The following is a 15807-nucleotide window of genomic DNA, read 5'->3' on the forward strand; positions in this document are numbered from 1 at the left end:
TGTGCGTGTGCACAGGCGGCCTCTAATTCAAATGCATTCCGCGCCGATCTCGTCGCCGCAATGTCTGACGATAGTTTCCCGCCGCACCAATCATGTCGTGTCTAGACAAAGATCAACAAAAAACTTCGGCCAGGATTGCTCCAATGCCGTTGATGAAAGCTTGCTCTATCAAACTAAACTTTCTCATTAAAAAAGGACCGTATGATCCTTCGACTTATCAGTGGTTTGGTCTTGACCTTGGCATTACAGAATGCGGTATTTGCGGGCCAAAGCTGTTCAGAAACGACCCCGAGTCCCAGCTCTGTCCGGATGGCCTTCAATAGCGCTAGCAAGCTTTCAAAAACACTAGACAAGGAACAGCCACAAGTTGCGTTAATTGCCCGCGTCGGCTCGGATTTGTCTAAGTACGGATTACGTTATTCCCACATTGCTTTCGTTCTTAAAGATCCAGCATCTGGTACTTGGCGCACCATGCATTTGCTCAACGCATGCGGTACTGCTACCTCGGCAATCTGGAAAGAGGGTTTGGCTAATTTTTTCCTTGATGATTTATTTAGCTTCGATTCGCTGTTAATGATTCCGTCTCCGGCGGCGCAGAAAAAAATTCTGGCAAAGCTTTCAAATCCAGCCGATTATCTTGCTTTATTTACCCCGCATTACAACATGCTGGCCTATTCATTTGCGACCCGTTATGAAAATTCGTATCAATGGGTATTGGAATTGCTAACCGTTATGCTTGCTGAAAACGTAAAAATAGACAGCCGTGAAAAAGCGCAACAATGGTTAAAGTTGATGGAATATGAACCCACCACGTTGGCGCTTGGTCCGATGACAAGGCTAGGCGGTCGCCTGTTTCGTGCAAATATTGCGTTCGACGATCACCCTGGCAAGCGGCGATACGCGGATCAAATTGACATCGTCAGCGTGGTGTCAATGACGCATTTCCTGAAAAAAATTGATCCTGCAGCAAAGCTAATCTTTGTGGCGGAGCCTGAAGTAGCGCCGCCATCTACTGCATTGGCTGCGTATCCATGCGAAGCGCCTGATCGTCCGTAAAAAGTTAGGACCTAATCCATGCTTCGTCACCGCTTAAACTTTTTGGTGCCGAAGCGGATTGAAGTAATAACATTAAGTTCTTGGCGCGCGTTTTAACCTATCGGACTGTCAAAGTCAGCACAATAGTCGGCGTTCTCAAAGACCAAGTGCAACACCTTCTGCTGTAAGGTGCCGCCATGGCGAAAATTTACAAACATTTAACTACTCAGGAACGCGCCGTCGTCATGACCATGCGCGACGACCTGTGCTCCACCCGATCCATTGCTAAACGCCTTTGCCGTTCAGCCAGCACGATTAGCCGCGAACTCAAACGCACCAGCGGTGCCGGCGTCTACGATGCCAATCTGGCCCACGCACAATGCCAGGCGCGTCGTGTCCTGCCGCGACGTCTTCCCAAACTGCACGCGGACGGGGCCTTGTTCCAGGTCGTCCGGCATCAGCTAAAACTCCTCTGGTCGCCGCAGCAAATAGCGCGCAAACTCAGGGCCCTTTGGCCCGACAATTCTGAGAAATCTGTGTCCCACGAGACCATCTACAACGCCATCTACTTGCACCCACGCGGCGAACTCAAGCGTGAGCTGATTGCCTGCCTGCGTCACCACAACCAGGTCCGTAAGCCACGCAGCCGTGGCACCGATCGCCGGGGTCAGATCCCAGATATGCAGAGCATCCACATCCGGCCTCCAGAGGTCGAGGACCGCCTCATTCCCGGCCATTGGGAAGGGGACTTGATCAAGGGTGCCGGCAACCGCTCATCGGTGGGCACGCTGGTCGAGCGCACGACCGGCTTTGTGGTGCTCGCCAAGATGGACAACGCAACCACCAAAGCGGTCGTCGACAGCTTCTCGGCGGTGCTCAACCGCGAGCCGGCAGCGATGCGCAAGACCATGACTTACGACCAAGGGCGCGAGATGCACGGCCACAAAATCCTCACCGAGCGCACCGGTGTTCAGATCTATTTCGCCGACCCGCACAGCCCTTGGCAGCGCGGGTCAAATGAAAATACCAACGGCTTGTTGCGCCAATACATGCCCAAGGGTTCGGACCTGTCGATCTACTCTCAGGACGAACTCGACGCCATCGCCTTGTCGCTCAATACGCGTCCAAGAGCAAGGCTCGATTATGAGTCGCCACTCGTCGTTTATACTCAGCACATCGCGTTGCTACAACATCCGACTGACACTGTTAATTAACCCAGTGTTGCGCTTGGTATTTGAAACCGCCGTCCTTTAACATCATTGGCAATGTGGGAAGTCCATTCACCTCAGACACCCACGTTGGCAATTCATCTCTCTTTGCCTTCAATTAAAGATAAGAAAATTTCGCATTGCTCCTAAGATAAATCGTTAACAAGTAGTAAATGCGAATCATTTCTATTATAATTGCCCAAGAAGCGTTTCTCTTGCGCAACTTTCATCCCTTCTGGTTTTACCTTAACAAGCTTTGTTAACCGCGCGTCATCGCGTCCCGATCGTGTCCAGCTCCAGCACTCCGTTAAACAATACGCTTGCGAGTTTCAAAACTATCTACAGCAATCATCACGGTTGGTTGTATAGCTGGTTATGGCGCAAACTTGGTTCGAGAGACGACGCGGCGGAACTGGCGCAGGATACATTTGTGCGTTTGTTGGCCAATAAATCTGCAACAGGTCTGCTTGAGCCACGCGCTTATCTGAGCACGATCGCTAATGGGTTGGTCGTCAATCATTGGCGGCGATTGTCATTGGAGCGGGCTTATCTGTCTGCGCTGGCGGCGCGACCAGAGATGGCAATGCCATCGCCAGAAGAGCGCGCCTTGGTGATGGAAACCTTATTTCAAATTGATACGATGCTCGATAAGTTGTCGACCAAGGCACGGCAAGCTTTTTTGTTGGCGCAACTCGACGGGCTGACGTACGGTCAGATTGCGATTCAACTTGGCGTTTCAGATCGTATGGTGCGCAAATATATGGCGCAGGCAATGTTGCAATGCGTATTACTGGTGGAGTTGGCGGGATGATCGATAAAGGCGTTTATCTGCCGCCTCCGCGCGCCAATCCGCCGGGTTCGGGCGCAAAAGACTTTAGCGTGTTGCAGGAAGCGGCAGAATGGTTTGCCGTGCTGCGATCCGAGAAAGCAAATGCCTACGATCACCGCCGTTGGGCTGTGTGGATCAATGCCACACCGTTGCATGCTGAGGCGTGGAGTCGTGTCGAGGCGGTCAATCAACAGTTTGGGTTGTTGTCTGCGGTACCAGCACACGCAGCGCTATCGGCACCCGGGCGCCAGCGACGCACGTTGGTGAAGTCTTTGGTCGCGCTGTGCGTCATGGTTGCTGTTGGTGATACGGCTCTGGATACCTATTCGGCGCGCACTTATCTGGCCTCGATGAAAGCGCAATATCGGACCTATATCGGGCGAACGCGTAAGCTGACACTTGAGGATGGTACTGTCGTGTGGCTCAACACTGACAGCGCGGTGGATGTTTACTACACCGGTTCTACGCGGCAAATACGATTGCGCGCTGGTGAAATATTAGTGCAAAGCGCACACGACACACAAATTCCTGCCCGTCCGCTGGAAGTATCCACGCCAGACGGTCAGGTGCGCGCACTCGGAACGCGGTTTACCGTGCGATATCAGGAAACCGGGTCGGCTGTTGCTGTGTTCGAAGGAGCAGTGGAGATAAGTCTGGCTAAAAGTAACGCAATCCAGTTGGCGCAAGCCGGATTCGCACGTGATTTCGGTGTTAGCTGGATCGGTGCGTCCAGAGTCAGCGACGAAAGTCGCGCAGCGTGGGTGAATGCATTGCTGACACCGGATAACATGCGTCTCGACGATTTTTTGGCAGAGTTGGGCCGTTACCGTCATGGTTACTTGGGATGCGCTCCCGAAGTGGCGTATTTGCGGTTGGTGGGCGTCTATCCGCTGGCCGATACTGACCGTATTCTGACGACGCTGGCAGCAACGCTGCCGGTTCATATCAGACGCAGATCATCGTGGTGGGTGACTGTAGAAGCGCTCTGATATTTTCTGTTAAGAAATATTTTTATAAAAATGGTTCCGCTTTTGGGATATCGCTTGGCAATGGATAAACAGTTGTTGCCATTGATGATTACCTTAAGGATTTCCATGTCTACATCCCATTCTCCGCACACCGTCCGGTCTCGAAATAAGCGTCATACTTTACATAACCTTCGGAACCCGCTGCCGTTGCCCTTTGTATGGCAACTCTGCGGGTTCGCGCTGCTGTCGGTTCCATTGTTGACGTCGATATCTGCTCAAGCGCAAGGGACCGCCGCAGTGACACACAATGCAGTGGTTAAAAGTTATGACATTGGCGCTGGCGCGTTGGGATTGGCGTTGCGTCAATTTGCTAGTCAGGCCGGTATTCTGTTGTCAGCGGACGCCAGTCTGATGGAAGGTAAGTCCAGTTCGGGGTTGCATGCAAATGTGGCGGTTCCGCAAGGTTTGCAGCAGTTGCTGGTTGGCACAGGGTTGACCGCAGTGGTGCAAAACGACGGTGGCTACATTATTATCCGTGCGCCTCAGGTGAGCGACGCATCCTTGACGGAATTACCTGAAATATCGGTCAACGCATCCGCCGGCAGCGGCTATCGTCCTGCACCGAATTCAACGACGCTGCGCTCGGACGCGCCGGTGCTGGACATTCCGCAAATCGTCAACGTCGTACCGGCGCAAGTTCTGAACGACCAGCGCCCGCGCAATATGGACGACGCACTGATCAATGTTAGCGGCATCACACAGGGAAATACCTTGGCTGGCACGCAGGACACGATCATGAAACGTGGTTTTGGGGGCAATCGTGATGGTTCAATTATGCATAACGGCATGCCGTTAGTGCAGGGCCGCGGGCTTAATGCCGCGGCTGAAAGTATCGAAGTATTGAAAGGGCCATCGTCGTTGATCTACGGTATTATGGACCCGGGTGGCGTCGTCAACGTGATCAGCAAAAAGCCGGAGCTGTTGCGCCATACCACGCTTTCGGCCACCGGTTCTACCTACGGTGGCGGCAAAAATGGCGGTGGAGTCACGCTGGATACGACTGGTGCTTTCGGCAATAGTGATCTGGCTTACAGATTGATCTTCGATCAGGTTGAAGAGGACTACTGGCGCAATTTCGGTACGCATCGGGAAACCCTCTTTGCGCCTTCGTTAGCCTGGTATGGACGCGATACGCAAGTCGTAGCCTCTTACGAACACCGCCAGTTTTTGTATCCATTTGATCGTGGTACAGCCATCAATCCGACTACCGGCCGACCGCTGGATATTCCGGCCACGCAACGGCTGGATGAGCCTTATGATCGCATGCAAGGGCAATCGGATTTGGCGCAACTGACGGTTGATCACCAGATCAATGATGTCTGGAAGGCGCATATCGGTTTAAGCTATAACCGCGAAACTTATGATGCCGAACAGCAGCGTTTATTCGGCGTCAACATCATCACAGGTGCGCTAACACGCAGCCACGATGCGACCCATGGCGCGTTAATTATGGATAGTTACGGCACCGCGTATTTGCAGGGCAGGGTTGATATCGCGGGTTTGCGCAATGATATCCAGTTTGGTACCGACTCTGAATACCGACGGATTTTCCGGGGTGATCTCTTGCGCGGCACCACGACCACGAATGGCAACTATTTGCGTCCGGTATATGGTCAGGACAAGTCGGTGTCCACCGTTTCGGCCTCTGACAGCGACCAAAGCGACCAGTTACACAACAGCGCGTTATTCTTTCAAGATTCACTTTATCTGGGTAAAAAATGGATTTTGGTGGGCGGCGGGCGTTATCAGACTTGGTCCCAAATCGCGGGTCGTGGTCGCCCATTTACTGCAAATACCAACACCACCGGTTCGATATGGTTGCCGCGTCTCGGTCTGATTTATAAGGTGTCGGACGAAGTCTCGTTGTATGGCAGTTATACCAAGTCGCTGAAGCCAACGTCGACTATCGCGCCGCTGCTTTCGGGCAATATTATCGACTCCTCGGTTGAACCAGAACAGGCGACTTCGTTTGAGTTGGGCACCAAATTTGATTTTACGACCGCGCTGACCGGAGCCATCGCAGTATTTGATATAAAAAAGAAGAATGTCCAGATTGTGCAATACAACGCGACTTCCAACCTGAACGAATATCGCACCAACGGTGCGGCGGCCTCTCGCGGTATCGAAGTCGATCTTACGGGTCAGTTAACCGAGCGCTGGAGTCTGATTGGCACGTATGCCTACATCAATGCCAAGACCACAAAAGATCCGCTTTATGCTGGCTATCGACTGGCTAACGTAGCCAAACAAACGGCCTCGCTGTACGCAGCGTACGATGCACGTCAGATTTTTGGAAATGACCAATTGCGGGTGGGCGGTGGTGCTCATTATGTCGGCGCACGGGCCATTGATTCTGCCAATACCTTTGAAATGCCGGGTTATACCGTTGCCGATGCGTTTGCCACTTACGACGCAAAAATTGGCGGTCAGGCCGTCAAGTTTCAGTTAAATATCAAGAACCTGTTCAACAAGACTTACTACCCGTCCGGCGTCAATCGGTACTTCGTTTCAATCGGCGATGCGCGTCAGGTCTCGTTCGTCACCAGTGTGGATTTCTGACCTATGAAAACGATTAATGATGCTTTTCCATCGCTGGCCCTGCGAGGCTTGAATGCGCTAGGTGCAGCGCTCCTGTTTGCTGGCGGCGCGTTGTCCGGCAATTCTGCGCTGGCGCAAGAAAATAGCTTGTTAGCGGCGATCACACACCACTACGCTGCCTGGCAGTGGTCATAGTTGGGGTTTTGCGGCACAAGATCCGACCCGTCCTTACCTTTTTATTGCCCGCCGTGAAAACGGACTCACGGTGTTTGATGTTGAAAAACAGCGCGTAGTACGCTCTCTCGATAACAGTGTGGGCGCAAATGCCGTGGTTTTCGTGCCGAGTGTGGATCGGGCTTACATTACCAACATGGACGGTTCTCTGACGATCGTGCGGTTATCCGATCTGATGACGCTGAAGCGCATTCCGGTAGCCGACGCAAACCTGAATAGTGCAGTCTACGAACCCGTCACTGGATGGGTGATTATCGCCAGCGGCCGCCGTGCAGACAAGTCGACTTTATTCGTCCTCGATCCAAAAGAGGACAGAATCGTCGCGCAACAAGATGTCGACGTCAAGAAAATTGATCCTCTTGTCGCTGTAGGTGACGGCACGATATTATTACCGATGCGGGATGAAGGCAAGGTCATGCGTATTGCAGCAGCAAGTCTGAAGACTAGCGCAATCTGGCGCTTTGATGGCTGTACGCAGCCAAGCGCACTGGCGCTTGATCCGCAAAATCGCCGGTTGTTCGTGGCTTGTCGCGGCAACTCACCTATTTTGGTTGTGGCCGATCTCGACAGCGGTGCGTTAAAGGCATCATTGCCCATCACGCATGCGGTCAATGCAGTTGCTTACGACGCAAAACGTCGGCGACTGTTGGTAGCAAGCGGTGTAGATGCGAATCTGACCGTGATCGCGCAATCGGGGCCAAATGACTATCGAACATTGGGTTTTGTCGGCACGCGACCCTGGGCGCACAATATGGCTTACGACCCTCAACGCGGTCAGGCGTATTTGTTCACGATGGATTTTACGCAACCAGCTCCGGGGCCGGACCTGAAGAAGCAAGATCCACAGTTTCATGCGGACTCGTTTTCGGTTTTGACGATGCAATTGCGGTAATACGGCACATGCGCATCTGGCGGCAATATCAATATAGCGCCGACCTGGCGCTGATGTGATTGGTTACACAGGCGCTAGCATGCATGGAATAATAGGCGCGGCAAAATTGTTTTGCCGACACTTACCAGACCATGATCAAAAAAAATAACCTTAGCGCATCCGCCAGTATTCCGCGCACCACTACGATCAATGACGTTGCGCGGGAAGCACAGGTCGGCAAAACCAGCGTCTCGCGTTATCTGAACGGCGAGATGGATGCGTTGTCGGAAGAGTTGCGTAAACGGATAGCGCGCGCTATCCAAAAGCTCGATTTTCGGCCGAATCAGATGGCACGTGGTTTAAAGCGAGGCCGTACGCGTCTGATCGGCATGGTCGTGGCAGATATCACCAATCCTTATTCGGTCGAGGTGATGCGCGGTGTTGAAGCTGGATGCCAGCAGCACGGCTATATGTTGATGTTGTGCAATTCGGCCAACGAACTGAAGCTTGAGCAACGCTATCTGGAGTTGCTAACTAATTATCGGGTAGAGGGATTGGTGGTCAATCCAATCGCGCTACCGGAGGAAGATCTGGAAGCGATCACGCGCACTGGCGTTCCGTTGGTGTTGATCGATCGTCGCGCCAGCCGTATTAAATGCGATATGGTTGGCCTCGACAATGACCAGGCTGCGAGGCTGGCGACGCAACATTTGCTGGATCAGGGTTATACGGCAATTCATTTTTTGACCGAACCTATCGGACTGATCAGTAGTCGCCAGGAACGCCACCACGCGATGCGCGCACTGGTTGATGCCAGCGCCGGAAAATGTCTCAGTGTCACCTCAGAAGTTGATCTGCGTGAACCGGCTACGCTTGATGCGGCATTGCGGCACTGCCTGGCGAGTACTGCCTTGCACCGGACTGCCATTTTGGCAAGTAACGGTCGCGTGCTTTTACGCGCGGCGCTTGCCTTACGTGAATTGGGCGCGCAATGGCCGAAGGATATCGGATTGCTCGGTTTTGATGATCCGGAGTGGGCAGGTTTGGCGGGCGCGGATATTTCCAGTATCCGGCAACCAACTTTCGATATAGGCCATGCCGCTGTCGAATTTTTGATACAGCGTATTGATGGTGTGGCAACTTCTGCGCGAGTACTCAGTTTTCCGGGCGAGTTAAAGATACGGGGCTCAACCCTCAACGAGATATCACAAAAAAAACCTTGACGAGGCATTTTTTACCGGCTATCTTGGAATCGGTTCCAAGCTATTTTTGCCTTATGAATTGTTTCTTTATGGGGAAAATTAATTAGTCACCAATTTTTTACGTCATAAAATGGAAACGGTTCCATCGCGTTGAATTGAAAAATAATGGAGCGTGTCACGCCGAAATTCAGGGTAAAAAAATAAAATATTCGAACATCTGCTGCACCGAGCCAACAGCGCCGTCAGCAAATCAGGAGACAGTTTTGCCGTTACCAAAGATCGTTATTGTCGCCTCATCTTTTGGCATAGAGTCCGTCATCAAACAAGGCCACGCCACGCTCGTGCCGCTTGCGGTGGCTGCCGGTGCGGATGGTATTGAGATCCGGCGCGAGCTATTTCATGATGCCGTTTGCCATAGCGTTGACGCGCTGCAAGCGCTGGCAAAAACACTCAATAGTCAACAGTTGCTCGCTGTGTATTCCGCGCCCACACCGTTATTTCTCGACGATGGCGCGCTCAATCTGGATGCACTTTCGGATCTGTTGCGCGAGGCCGAAGCATTAAACGCATCGTCCCTCAAACTCCAACTCGGGCATTTCGCGGGTGACGTTGACGTTAGTGCGTTGCGCGCCACATTGGCGGCCAGCAACGTTGCGTTATTAGTCGAAAACGGACAACTCCAAACCGGTGGACGAATCGCCGACTTCACCAATTTCTTCGCCATTTGTAGTATGGCAAAACTGCCTGTCGGAATGACTTTCGATATAGGCAACTGGATATGGGCGGGCGAAGATCCGCTCCGGGCGGCGCAGCAATTAACTCCCTACGTGCATTACATCCATTGCAAAGGCGTGGAGGGCGAAGGCATGCGGCGTTTTGCGGCCGCGCCCAATGAAGATACGCTGGCTTACTGGCGCAAGTGTCTGGCAGTATTGCCAAAGACCGTCCCGCGTGGAATCGAATACCCGCTGCCTGATCAGGGAATCGGGCCCGCCGCGAAGCAACATGTTGCACAGTTACGGTCGGTTTGACTATGGACGATAAAGGTTATTGAGGGTTATTGCCTTTGGACGTTATTTAATTTAGATGTGATTGCATTAAAAATGCCATATCAGGATTTACGGAGAATGTAATGAAAGAACTTGATGTTGTGACTTATGGCGAAGCCATGACCTTGTTTGTTGCCACCGAACCTGGCGATTTGGGTGACGTCACTTCCTTTGTCAAACGGGCCGCGGGTGCCGAGCTTAACGTCGCTATCGGGTTGGCGCGTTTAGGTTTTAAGGTTGGCTGGGCCAGTCGTGTCGGCGCGGATTCCTTCGGGCGTTTTATCCTCAAGACACTCAACGACGAGAACATCGATACGGGTGCAGTGACCATTGATGACCGTTATCGCACCGGCTTTCAATTAAAGTCGCGCAGCGACGATGGCAGCGATCCGCAAATCGAATACTTCCGTAAGGGTTCGGCGGCCAGTCATTTGTCATTGGCCGACTATAAGCCGGAATACTTTGGCGCAGCGCGTCATTTGCATTTATCCGGCGTAGCGCCGGCAATTTCTGAAACCTCATTCGAACTGGCGCTGCATATCGCGCAGGAAATGCGCGCCGCAGGAAAAAGTATCAGCTTCGATCCCAATTTGCGCCCAACCTTATGGGCCTCACGCGATGTGATGATCGCACGCCTGAATAAGCTGGCCGCCTATGCCGACTGGATCATGCCCGGCTTAGAGGAAGGACGGATTTTGACAGGATTGCAAACACCGCGTGAAATTGCAGACTTCTATCTGTCGGGCGGTGCTAAAGGTGTCGTCATCAAGTTAGGTGAAAAAGGTGCCTACGTACGCACCGCCGACCGTGCGTTAACCGTCGAAGCATTGCCGGTCGCAAAGGTAGTCGATACGGTCGGCGCGGGCGACGGTTTTGCGGTCGGCGTGATCAGCGCCCTGCTGGAAGGGCGCGATCTGGCGTTTGCGGTAGAGCGCGGTAACCGTATCGGTGGCATGGCTATTCAAGTCATCGGCGATAGCGAAGGATTGCCCACCCGCGCCAGATTGGATCAGGAAGAGTTGGCGATAATCTGATTTGTTTCGGATGAAGGCTGGATGATTTTTAAGAAGCCGATCTGAATAAAAAAACAAGATTCAACAAGTAATTCAAAAATTAAAATTCACTCTCAACATAGATTCAAAACTAAAGAGAAAATCATGGAGACAAAAACATTAGCAGTACGGCGTTGGTGGTACATCATGCCGATTATATTTATCACATACAGTCTGGCATATCTGGATCGCGCCAATTACGGTTTTGCCGCAGCAGCAGGGATTAACAGCGATCTCGGCGTCTCGCATGGCACGTCATCGTTGATCGGTGCTCTGTTCTTTTTGGGCTATTTCTTCTTTCAGATTCCAGGCGCGATGTATGCGCAGCGCGGTAGTGTCAAAAAGCTGATTTTCTGGAGCCTTATTTTGTGGGGCGCGTGCGCTGCGATGACCGGAATGGTCAGCAATATCCCCATGCTGATGGTGATCCGCTTTACGCTTGGCGTGGTCGAGGCAGCGGTGATGCCAGCGATGTTGATTTATATCTGTAACTGGTTCACCAAAACCGAACGCTCACGTGCCAACACGTTTTTGATCTTAGGCAATCCCGTCACGGTGTTGTGGATGTCGGTCTTATCAGGTTATCTGGTCAACAGTTTCGGCTGGCGTCACATGATGATCGCTGAAGGTATACCGGCAGTAATATGGGCGGTTATCTGGTGGTTTGTGGTGCAGGATAAACCGGCTGAATCGACCTGGTTATCACCGCAAGAAAAGGCTGATATTAAAGCCGCGCTGGAGTTGGAGCAAGCGGCGATGAAGCCGGTCCGCAATTATGGTGAGGCATTCAAGTCGCCAGCGGTCATGAAGCTTTGTGCGCAATATTTTTGCTGGAGTATTGGTGTGTATGGCTTCGTATTGTGGCTGCCATCTATCCTTAAAAATGCGTCGTCTATCAGTATGGTCGAAACCGGCTGGTTATCCGCAGTTCCTTATCTGGCGGCGATCATCGCCATGTTGCTGTCGTCATGGGCGTCGGATAAATTGCAGAATCGTAAGCTGTTTGTATGGCCAGCTTTGTTGTTGGCCGCATGTGCTTTTCTGGGTTCGTTCCTGATCGGGACCGGTCACTTTTGGTGGTCTTACACGTTACTGGTGATTGCCGGTGCCGCGATGTATGCGCCTTACGGTCCATTCTTTGCAATTGTTCCCGAGCTTCTCCCTAAGAACGTTGCCGGTGGCGCGATGGCGTTGATTAACAGCATGGGTGCGCTCGGTTCTTTTCTGGGATCGTATGTGGTCGGGTATCTCAATGGCGCAACCGGAAGTCCGTTGGCGTCCTATCTGTTCATGGCAGGTGGTTTGCTGATGTCGGTGTTGCTGATGCTATGGGTAAAACCGCCAGTGGAAGTGGTCGCGCCGCGTCATTTGCAACCGGCAACACGCTAACTATCCAAGGTGAAATACAAGCTATGCAACCAATAATCGTACTCTACAAAAAAGTGCCGGAAGATGTGCTGGCAATGTTGCAAGAGCGCTCTAAAGTACTGCAATTTGACAGCGTCAATGACGGTAATCGGGAGGCGTTCATCGCTGCATTAACCAACGCCGAAGGCATGATCGGTGCGAGTTTAAAAATCGATGCCGCGATCCTTGATGCTGCACCAAAACTGTTGGCGATTTCGACAATCTCGGTCGGGACCGATCAATTCGATGTAGATGATCTGACCCGCCGCAATATCGCGTTGCTGAATACACCAGACGTTCTTACACAAACCACTGCCGATACCGGCTTCGCTTTGATTCTGGCGACTGCACGGCGGGTAGTGGAAATGGCCGATTATGTGCGTGCTGGTGAATGGACGCGTAGTATCGGCGAGGCGTGTTTTGGTACCGACGTGCAAGGGAAAACGTTGGGTATTATCGGGATGGGTCGCATCGGCGGGGCTATCGCCCGACGTGCCGCATGTGGTTTTGGGATGCGGGTGTTGTACACCAACCGCACGCCCAACGTCGCTGCCGAAAAAGCCTACGGAGCGCAACTTACACCGCTCGATGATTTGCTGAAGACCTCCGATTTTGTGTGTGTTACCGTACCGCTAACGCCCCAAACTGAACGCATGATTGGCGCGCGCGAGTTGGCCTTGATGCCATCCCGGGCTATTCTGGTCAACATTTCACGCGGCAGTATTATCGATGAGTCGGCGTTAATAACCGCTCTGGAAAACGGTCAGCTTCGGGGCGCAGGGCTTGATGTATTTGAGCGCGAGCCGTTGCCGCAAGATTCGCCGTTATTGCGCATGAAAAATGTCGTCGCGCTTCCGCACATCGGTTCGGCTACGCATGAAACACGGCACGCAATGGCGGTCTGTGCAGCGCAAAATTTGATTGATGCTTTGGATGGCAAATATTCAGGGAACATTGTCAATCCAAAACGCTAACCCGACCAATATCTTGATTGACTGTATTGATGACACAACGCCCTCTTCAGTATTTCCACTATTTTTTAAAATGGAAATACTGAAGAGGGCGTCATTTTTTTACCTGTGCAGTGCGCTATCGAGGTGATCCGAAACATTCTGGCGATAGGTTACCGCCAACGCAAACGACATCCATCACGGATGTCGTTTGAAATACTTCTAACCCATTAACCGCAAGCTTTGCCATGATCGGCGTGATAGCCCTTGGTTTTTGCGTCAGCTTCTGACATGTAAGCACCCGCTTTGGTTTTGCCGTAATACTTGGTGTTTTGGCAGTGATACACCTTGGTGCTGGTATTTGCCCACACTAAACCGGGACCGCCACCGGGAGCGACCGCCGAGCTAGCAGTCGACGCTGCGCTTGGGGCAGCCATTGGTTTTGATGCTGGCGCTGGTGTTGCAGCCGGTGTCGCTGCTGGTGTTGTGGCTTTGGTCGCATACCAATCCTTCACGCCTTTATGGCCAGAACATGCACCACTTTTGGTTGCGCCGGAGTAATAAGTGCCATCTTTACATAGGCCGGTGCTTCCTGCGGGAGCGCCTGCCGGTGCCTGGGCATAGCTTCCGGCCGATGTCAGCAAAGCTAAGGCCAAACTTGCGGAGAGTAATAAAGTTTTCATTTTAAGTTCCTATACAGTAAGAAAAGTAAAAAAATCAGGTAAAAAGAGGAAAATGTTAGCCTTCTTGTATGCAACAACTAGCCCGATTTTGTCGATTTACTTTGATGGCGCGGGTTGTGTCGTTGCGGCTTGATTTTTTTGTTCAGCAGCTTTTTTGTTGGCCATATGGCGTCCAACCACACAACCACCAGCCGCACCGAGTACGGCATGGTGGCCCGCCACATGACCGGCAACGCCACCTACTGCAGCACCCTTCAAACAGCCTTTGGCCTCGACCAGTCCAGAGGTTCCGGCAAGGGTGAGTGCGCAGGTCAGCACAAAGATAATTTTTGATCGCATAATGATTCCTTTTCAAAAAATGTACGTCTGATAGCAATACAGAAACGCGCCTAAAGCCAAACTGGTTGACCCAGTAACAATTGTTTGCAAATAACCCCAGATGGTATTGTATATAGTTGATTTTAGGCAACGTAAGCGACGTTTGCCTCGCCTAATTATTGAGCGTTAAGTTGTGGCTTTCATCGGTGGCCGATGAGCAAGTTGCCCACATTCTTCCAGCAGCTCAACCCCTATCAAACCAGGTGGCTATCAATTCTCATTTTTCATTTTTCATTCAATAAAAAACGGCATGACCTGGGCCATGAGCGCTTCTGGTGCTTCTTCCGGAATATAGTGACCGCAGTCGAGGGCCTTGCCGGTGACGTTTTTGGTGAGTAGCTGCCATTCGTTGAGAGGATCGAAACACTTTTCGATGACGCCATGCGCGCCCCACAAAACTAACGTATCGCACTGAATTTTCTTGCCGTCGGCGAGATCCTTACGTTCGTGTTCAAGGTCAATGCTGGCGCTGGCGCGATAGTCTTCGCAAATGCCGTGAATGGTGGCTGGATCACTCAGACAACGCAGGTATTCAGCATACGCCTCCGGCGTAAATGGTCCGAGACCTGCGCTGCGTGCGCCGATGGTGTGCTCTAAATAGGCTTCGGGATGCGCGCCGAGTAGTATTTCGGGAAAGGGAGCGGGCCTGATTAAAAAGAACCAATGATAGTAAGTGCTGGCAAATTCCATCGTAGTTTTTTCATACATTGCCAGCGTCGGCGCAATGTCCAGCAAAACCAGTTTGAGAATCGCATCAGGATGGTCAAGTGCCATACGGTACGCAACGCGTCCGCCGCGGTCATGTCCCATGAGTAAAAATTGCTTGAAACCTAACGTTTTCATTAAGTCAATTTGATCCTGGCCGACGGTGCGCTTGGAATAATTGCTGTGATCAGCCAATCCGACTGGCTTGCCGCTATCGCCGTAGCCGCGCAAATCAGCAGCAATTACGGTGAAGTGTTGCGCAAGTTGTTGTGCCACTTTATGCCAGATCACATGCGTTTGTGGATGGCCGTGCAACAAAAGCAACGCTGGTCCATTGCCTCCGCGAACATAATTTATGTGCGTACCGTTGACCTCAGCGACGTGACGTTCAAATCCTGTAAACATGGTGTTTCTCCTCTTTATATTTGGATGAATTGTATAGCGCTTCTGTTGTTAATATTTCATTACAATCTGTCTTTAAAAGCCCGAAGTGGAGTGACGCCGAACTTGTTGTCGCATCTTCCCGCACCGCGGCACAACTAAAGGCACACTGACATTAGCTTAACCGGTGTCAGTTAAACCTTTCAGTAACACTGGCAAACGCTATTAGATCATCCAATAGAAACAAAGCAGCTTCA

15 protein-coding genes are annotated in these 15807 nt (G+C 51.8%); 12 read left to right on the forward strand and 3 right to left on the reverse strand.

The window, feature by feature from the left end; genetic code table 11:
- Positions 1–201 precede the first annotated feature (201 nt).
- The 12 genes from RGU75_RS07895 (at position 202) to RGU75_RS07950 (ending at position 13427) form a co-directional block, all read left to right on the forward strand.
- Positions 202–1056 (forward strand): DUF2145 domain-containing protein, encoded by an 855-nt coding sequence (locus RGU75_RS07895; protein ID WP_322234665.1) that lies wholly within the window; start codon positions 202–204, stop codon positions 1054–1056.
- A gap of 176 nt (positions 1057–1232) precedes the next feature.
- On the forward strand, positions 1233–2249 hold the full coding sequence (locus RGU75_RS07900; RefSeq protein ID WP_322234666.1) for an IS30 family transposase: 1017 nt from the start codon (positions 1233–1235) through the stop codon (positions 2247–2249).
- 280 nt (positions 2250–2529) lie between these two features.
- On the forward strand, positions 2530–3054 hold the full coding sequence (locus RGU75_RS07905; protein WP_322234668.1) for a sigma-70 family RNA polymerase sigma factor: 525 nt from the start codon (positions 2530–2532) through the stop codon (positions 3052–3054).
- Positions 3024–4061: a FecR domain-containing protein gene (locus RGU75_RS07910; RefSeq protein WP_322234670.1), complete on the forward strand. Its 1038-nt coding sequence runs from the start codon at positions 3024–3026 to the stop codon at positions 4059–4061. Before RGU75_RS07905 ends, RGU75_RS07910 begins: the two co-directional genes overlap by 31 nt.
- A 105-nt stretch (positions 4062–4166) precedes the next feature.
- Positions 4167–6659, forward strand: coding sequence for a TonB-dependent receptor (locus RGU75_RS07915; RefSeq protein ID WP_322234671.1), 2493 nt, complete (start codon positions 4167–4169; stop codon positions 6657–6659).
- Positions 6660–6662: 3 nt separating this feature from the next.
- Positions 6663–6833, forward strand: a complete 171-nt coding sequence (locus RGU75_RS07920) for a hypothetical protein (RefSeq protein WP_322234673.1) — start codon at positions 6663–6665, stop codon at positions 6831–6833.
- Between the two features lie 70 nt (positions 6834–6903).
- Positions 6904–7764, forward strand: coding sequence for a hypothetical protein (locus RGU75_RS07925; RefSeq protein ID WP_322234675.1), 861 nt, complete (start codon positions 6904–6906; stop codon positions 7762–7764).
- Between the two features lie 131 nt (positions 7765–7895).
- The gene (locus RGU75_RS07930; RefSeq protein ID WP_322234677.1) at positions 7896–8966 is read left to right on the forward strand and encodes a LacI family DNA-binding transcriptional regulator; all 1071 of its coding nucleotides are present in this window, start codon (positions 7896–7898) and stop codon (positions 8964–8966) included.
- Between the two features lie 242 nt (positions 8967–9208).
- A complete protein-coding gene (locus RGU75_RS07935; protein WP_322234679.1) occupies positions 9209–9976 on the forward strand; it encodes a TIM barrel protein in 768 nt (255 codons plus the stop codon).
- 101 nt (positions 9977–10077) lie between these two features.
- Entirely contained in the window at positions 10078–11028 is a 951-nt protein-coding gene (locus RGU75_RS07940) for a sugar kinase (protein WP_322234681.1), read from the forward strand.
- 123 nt (positions 11029–11151) lie between these two features.
- Complete coding sequence (locus tag RGU75_RS07945; protein WP_322234683.1) at positions 11152–12435, forward strand: MFS transporter; 1284 nt, start codon at positions 11152–11154, stop codon at positions 12433–12435.
- 23 nt (positions 12436–12458) lie between these two features.
- Entirely contained in the window at positions 12459–13427 is a 969-nt protein-coding gene (locus tag RGU75_RS07950; protein ID WP_322234685.1) for an NAD(P)-dependent oxidoreductase, read from the forward strand.
- A 206-nt stretch (positions 13428–13633) separates the two neighbouring features.
- On the opposite strand, the gene RGU75_RS07955 is transcribed toward RGU75_RS07950, so the two are convergent.
- From RGU75_RS07955 to RGU75_RS07965, 3 genes are all read right to left on the reverse strand, one after another.
- Positions 13634–14086, reverse strand: a complete 453-nt coding sequence (locus tag RGU75_RS07955; protein ID WP_322234687.1) for a DUF3761 domain-containing protein — start codon at positions 14084–14086, stop codon at positions 13634–13636.
- A gap of 96 nt (positions 14087–14182) precedes the next feature.
- Positions 14183–14425, reverse strand: coding sequence for a hypothetical protein (locus RGU75_RS07960; RefSeq protein WP_322234689.1), 243 nt, complete (start codon positions 14423–14425; stop codon positions 14183–14185).
- A gap of 270 nt (positions 14426–14695) precedes the next feature.
- Positions 14696–15574: an alpha/beta hydrolase gene (locus RGU75_RS07965; protein WP_322234691.1), complete on the reverse strand. Its 879-nt coding sequence runs from the start codon at positions 15572–15574 to the stop codon at positions 14696–14698.
- Positions 15575–15807: the final 233 nt, after the last annotated feature.

It is taken from the genome of Glaciimonas sp. CA11.2 (assembly GCF_034314045.1).
GTDB lineage: Bacteria > Pseudomonadota > Gammaproteobacteria > Burkholderiales > Burkholderiaceae_D > Glaciimonas.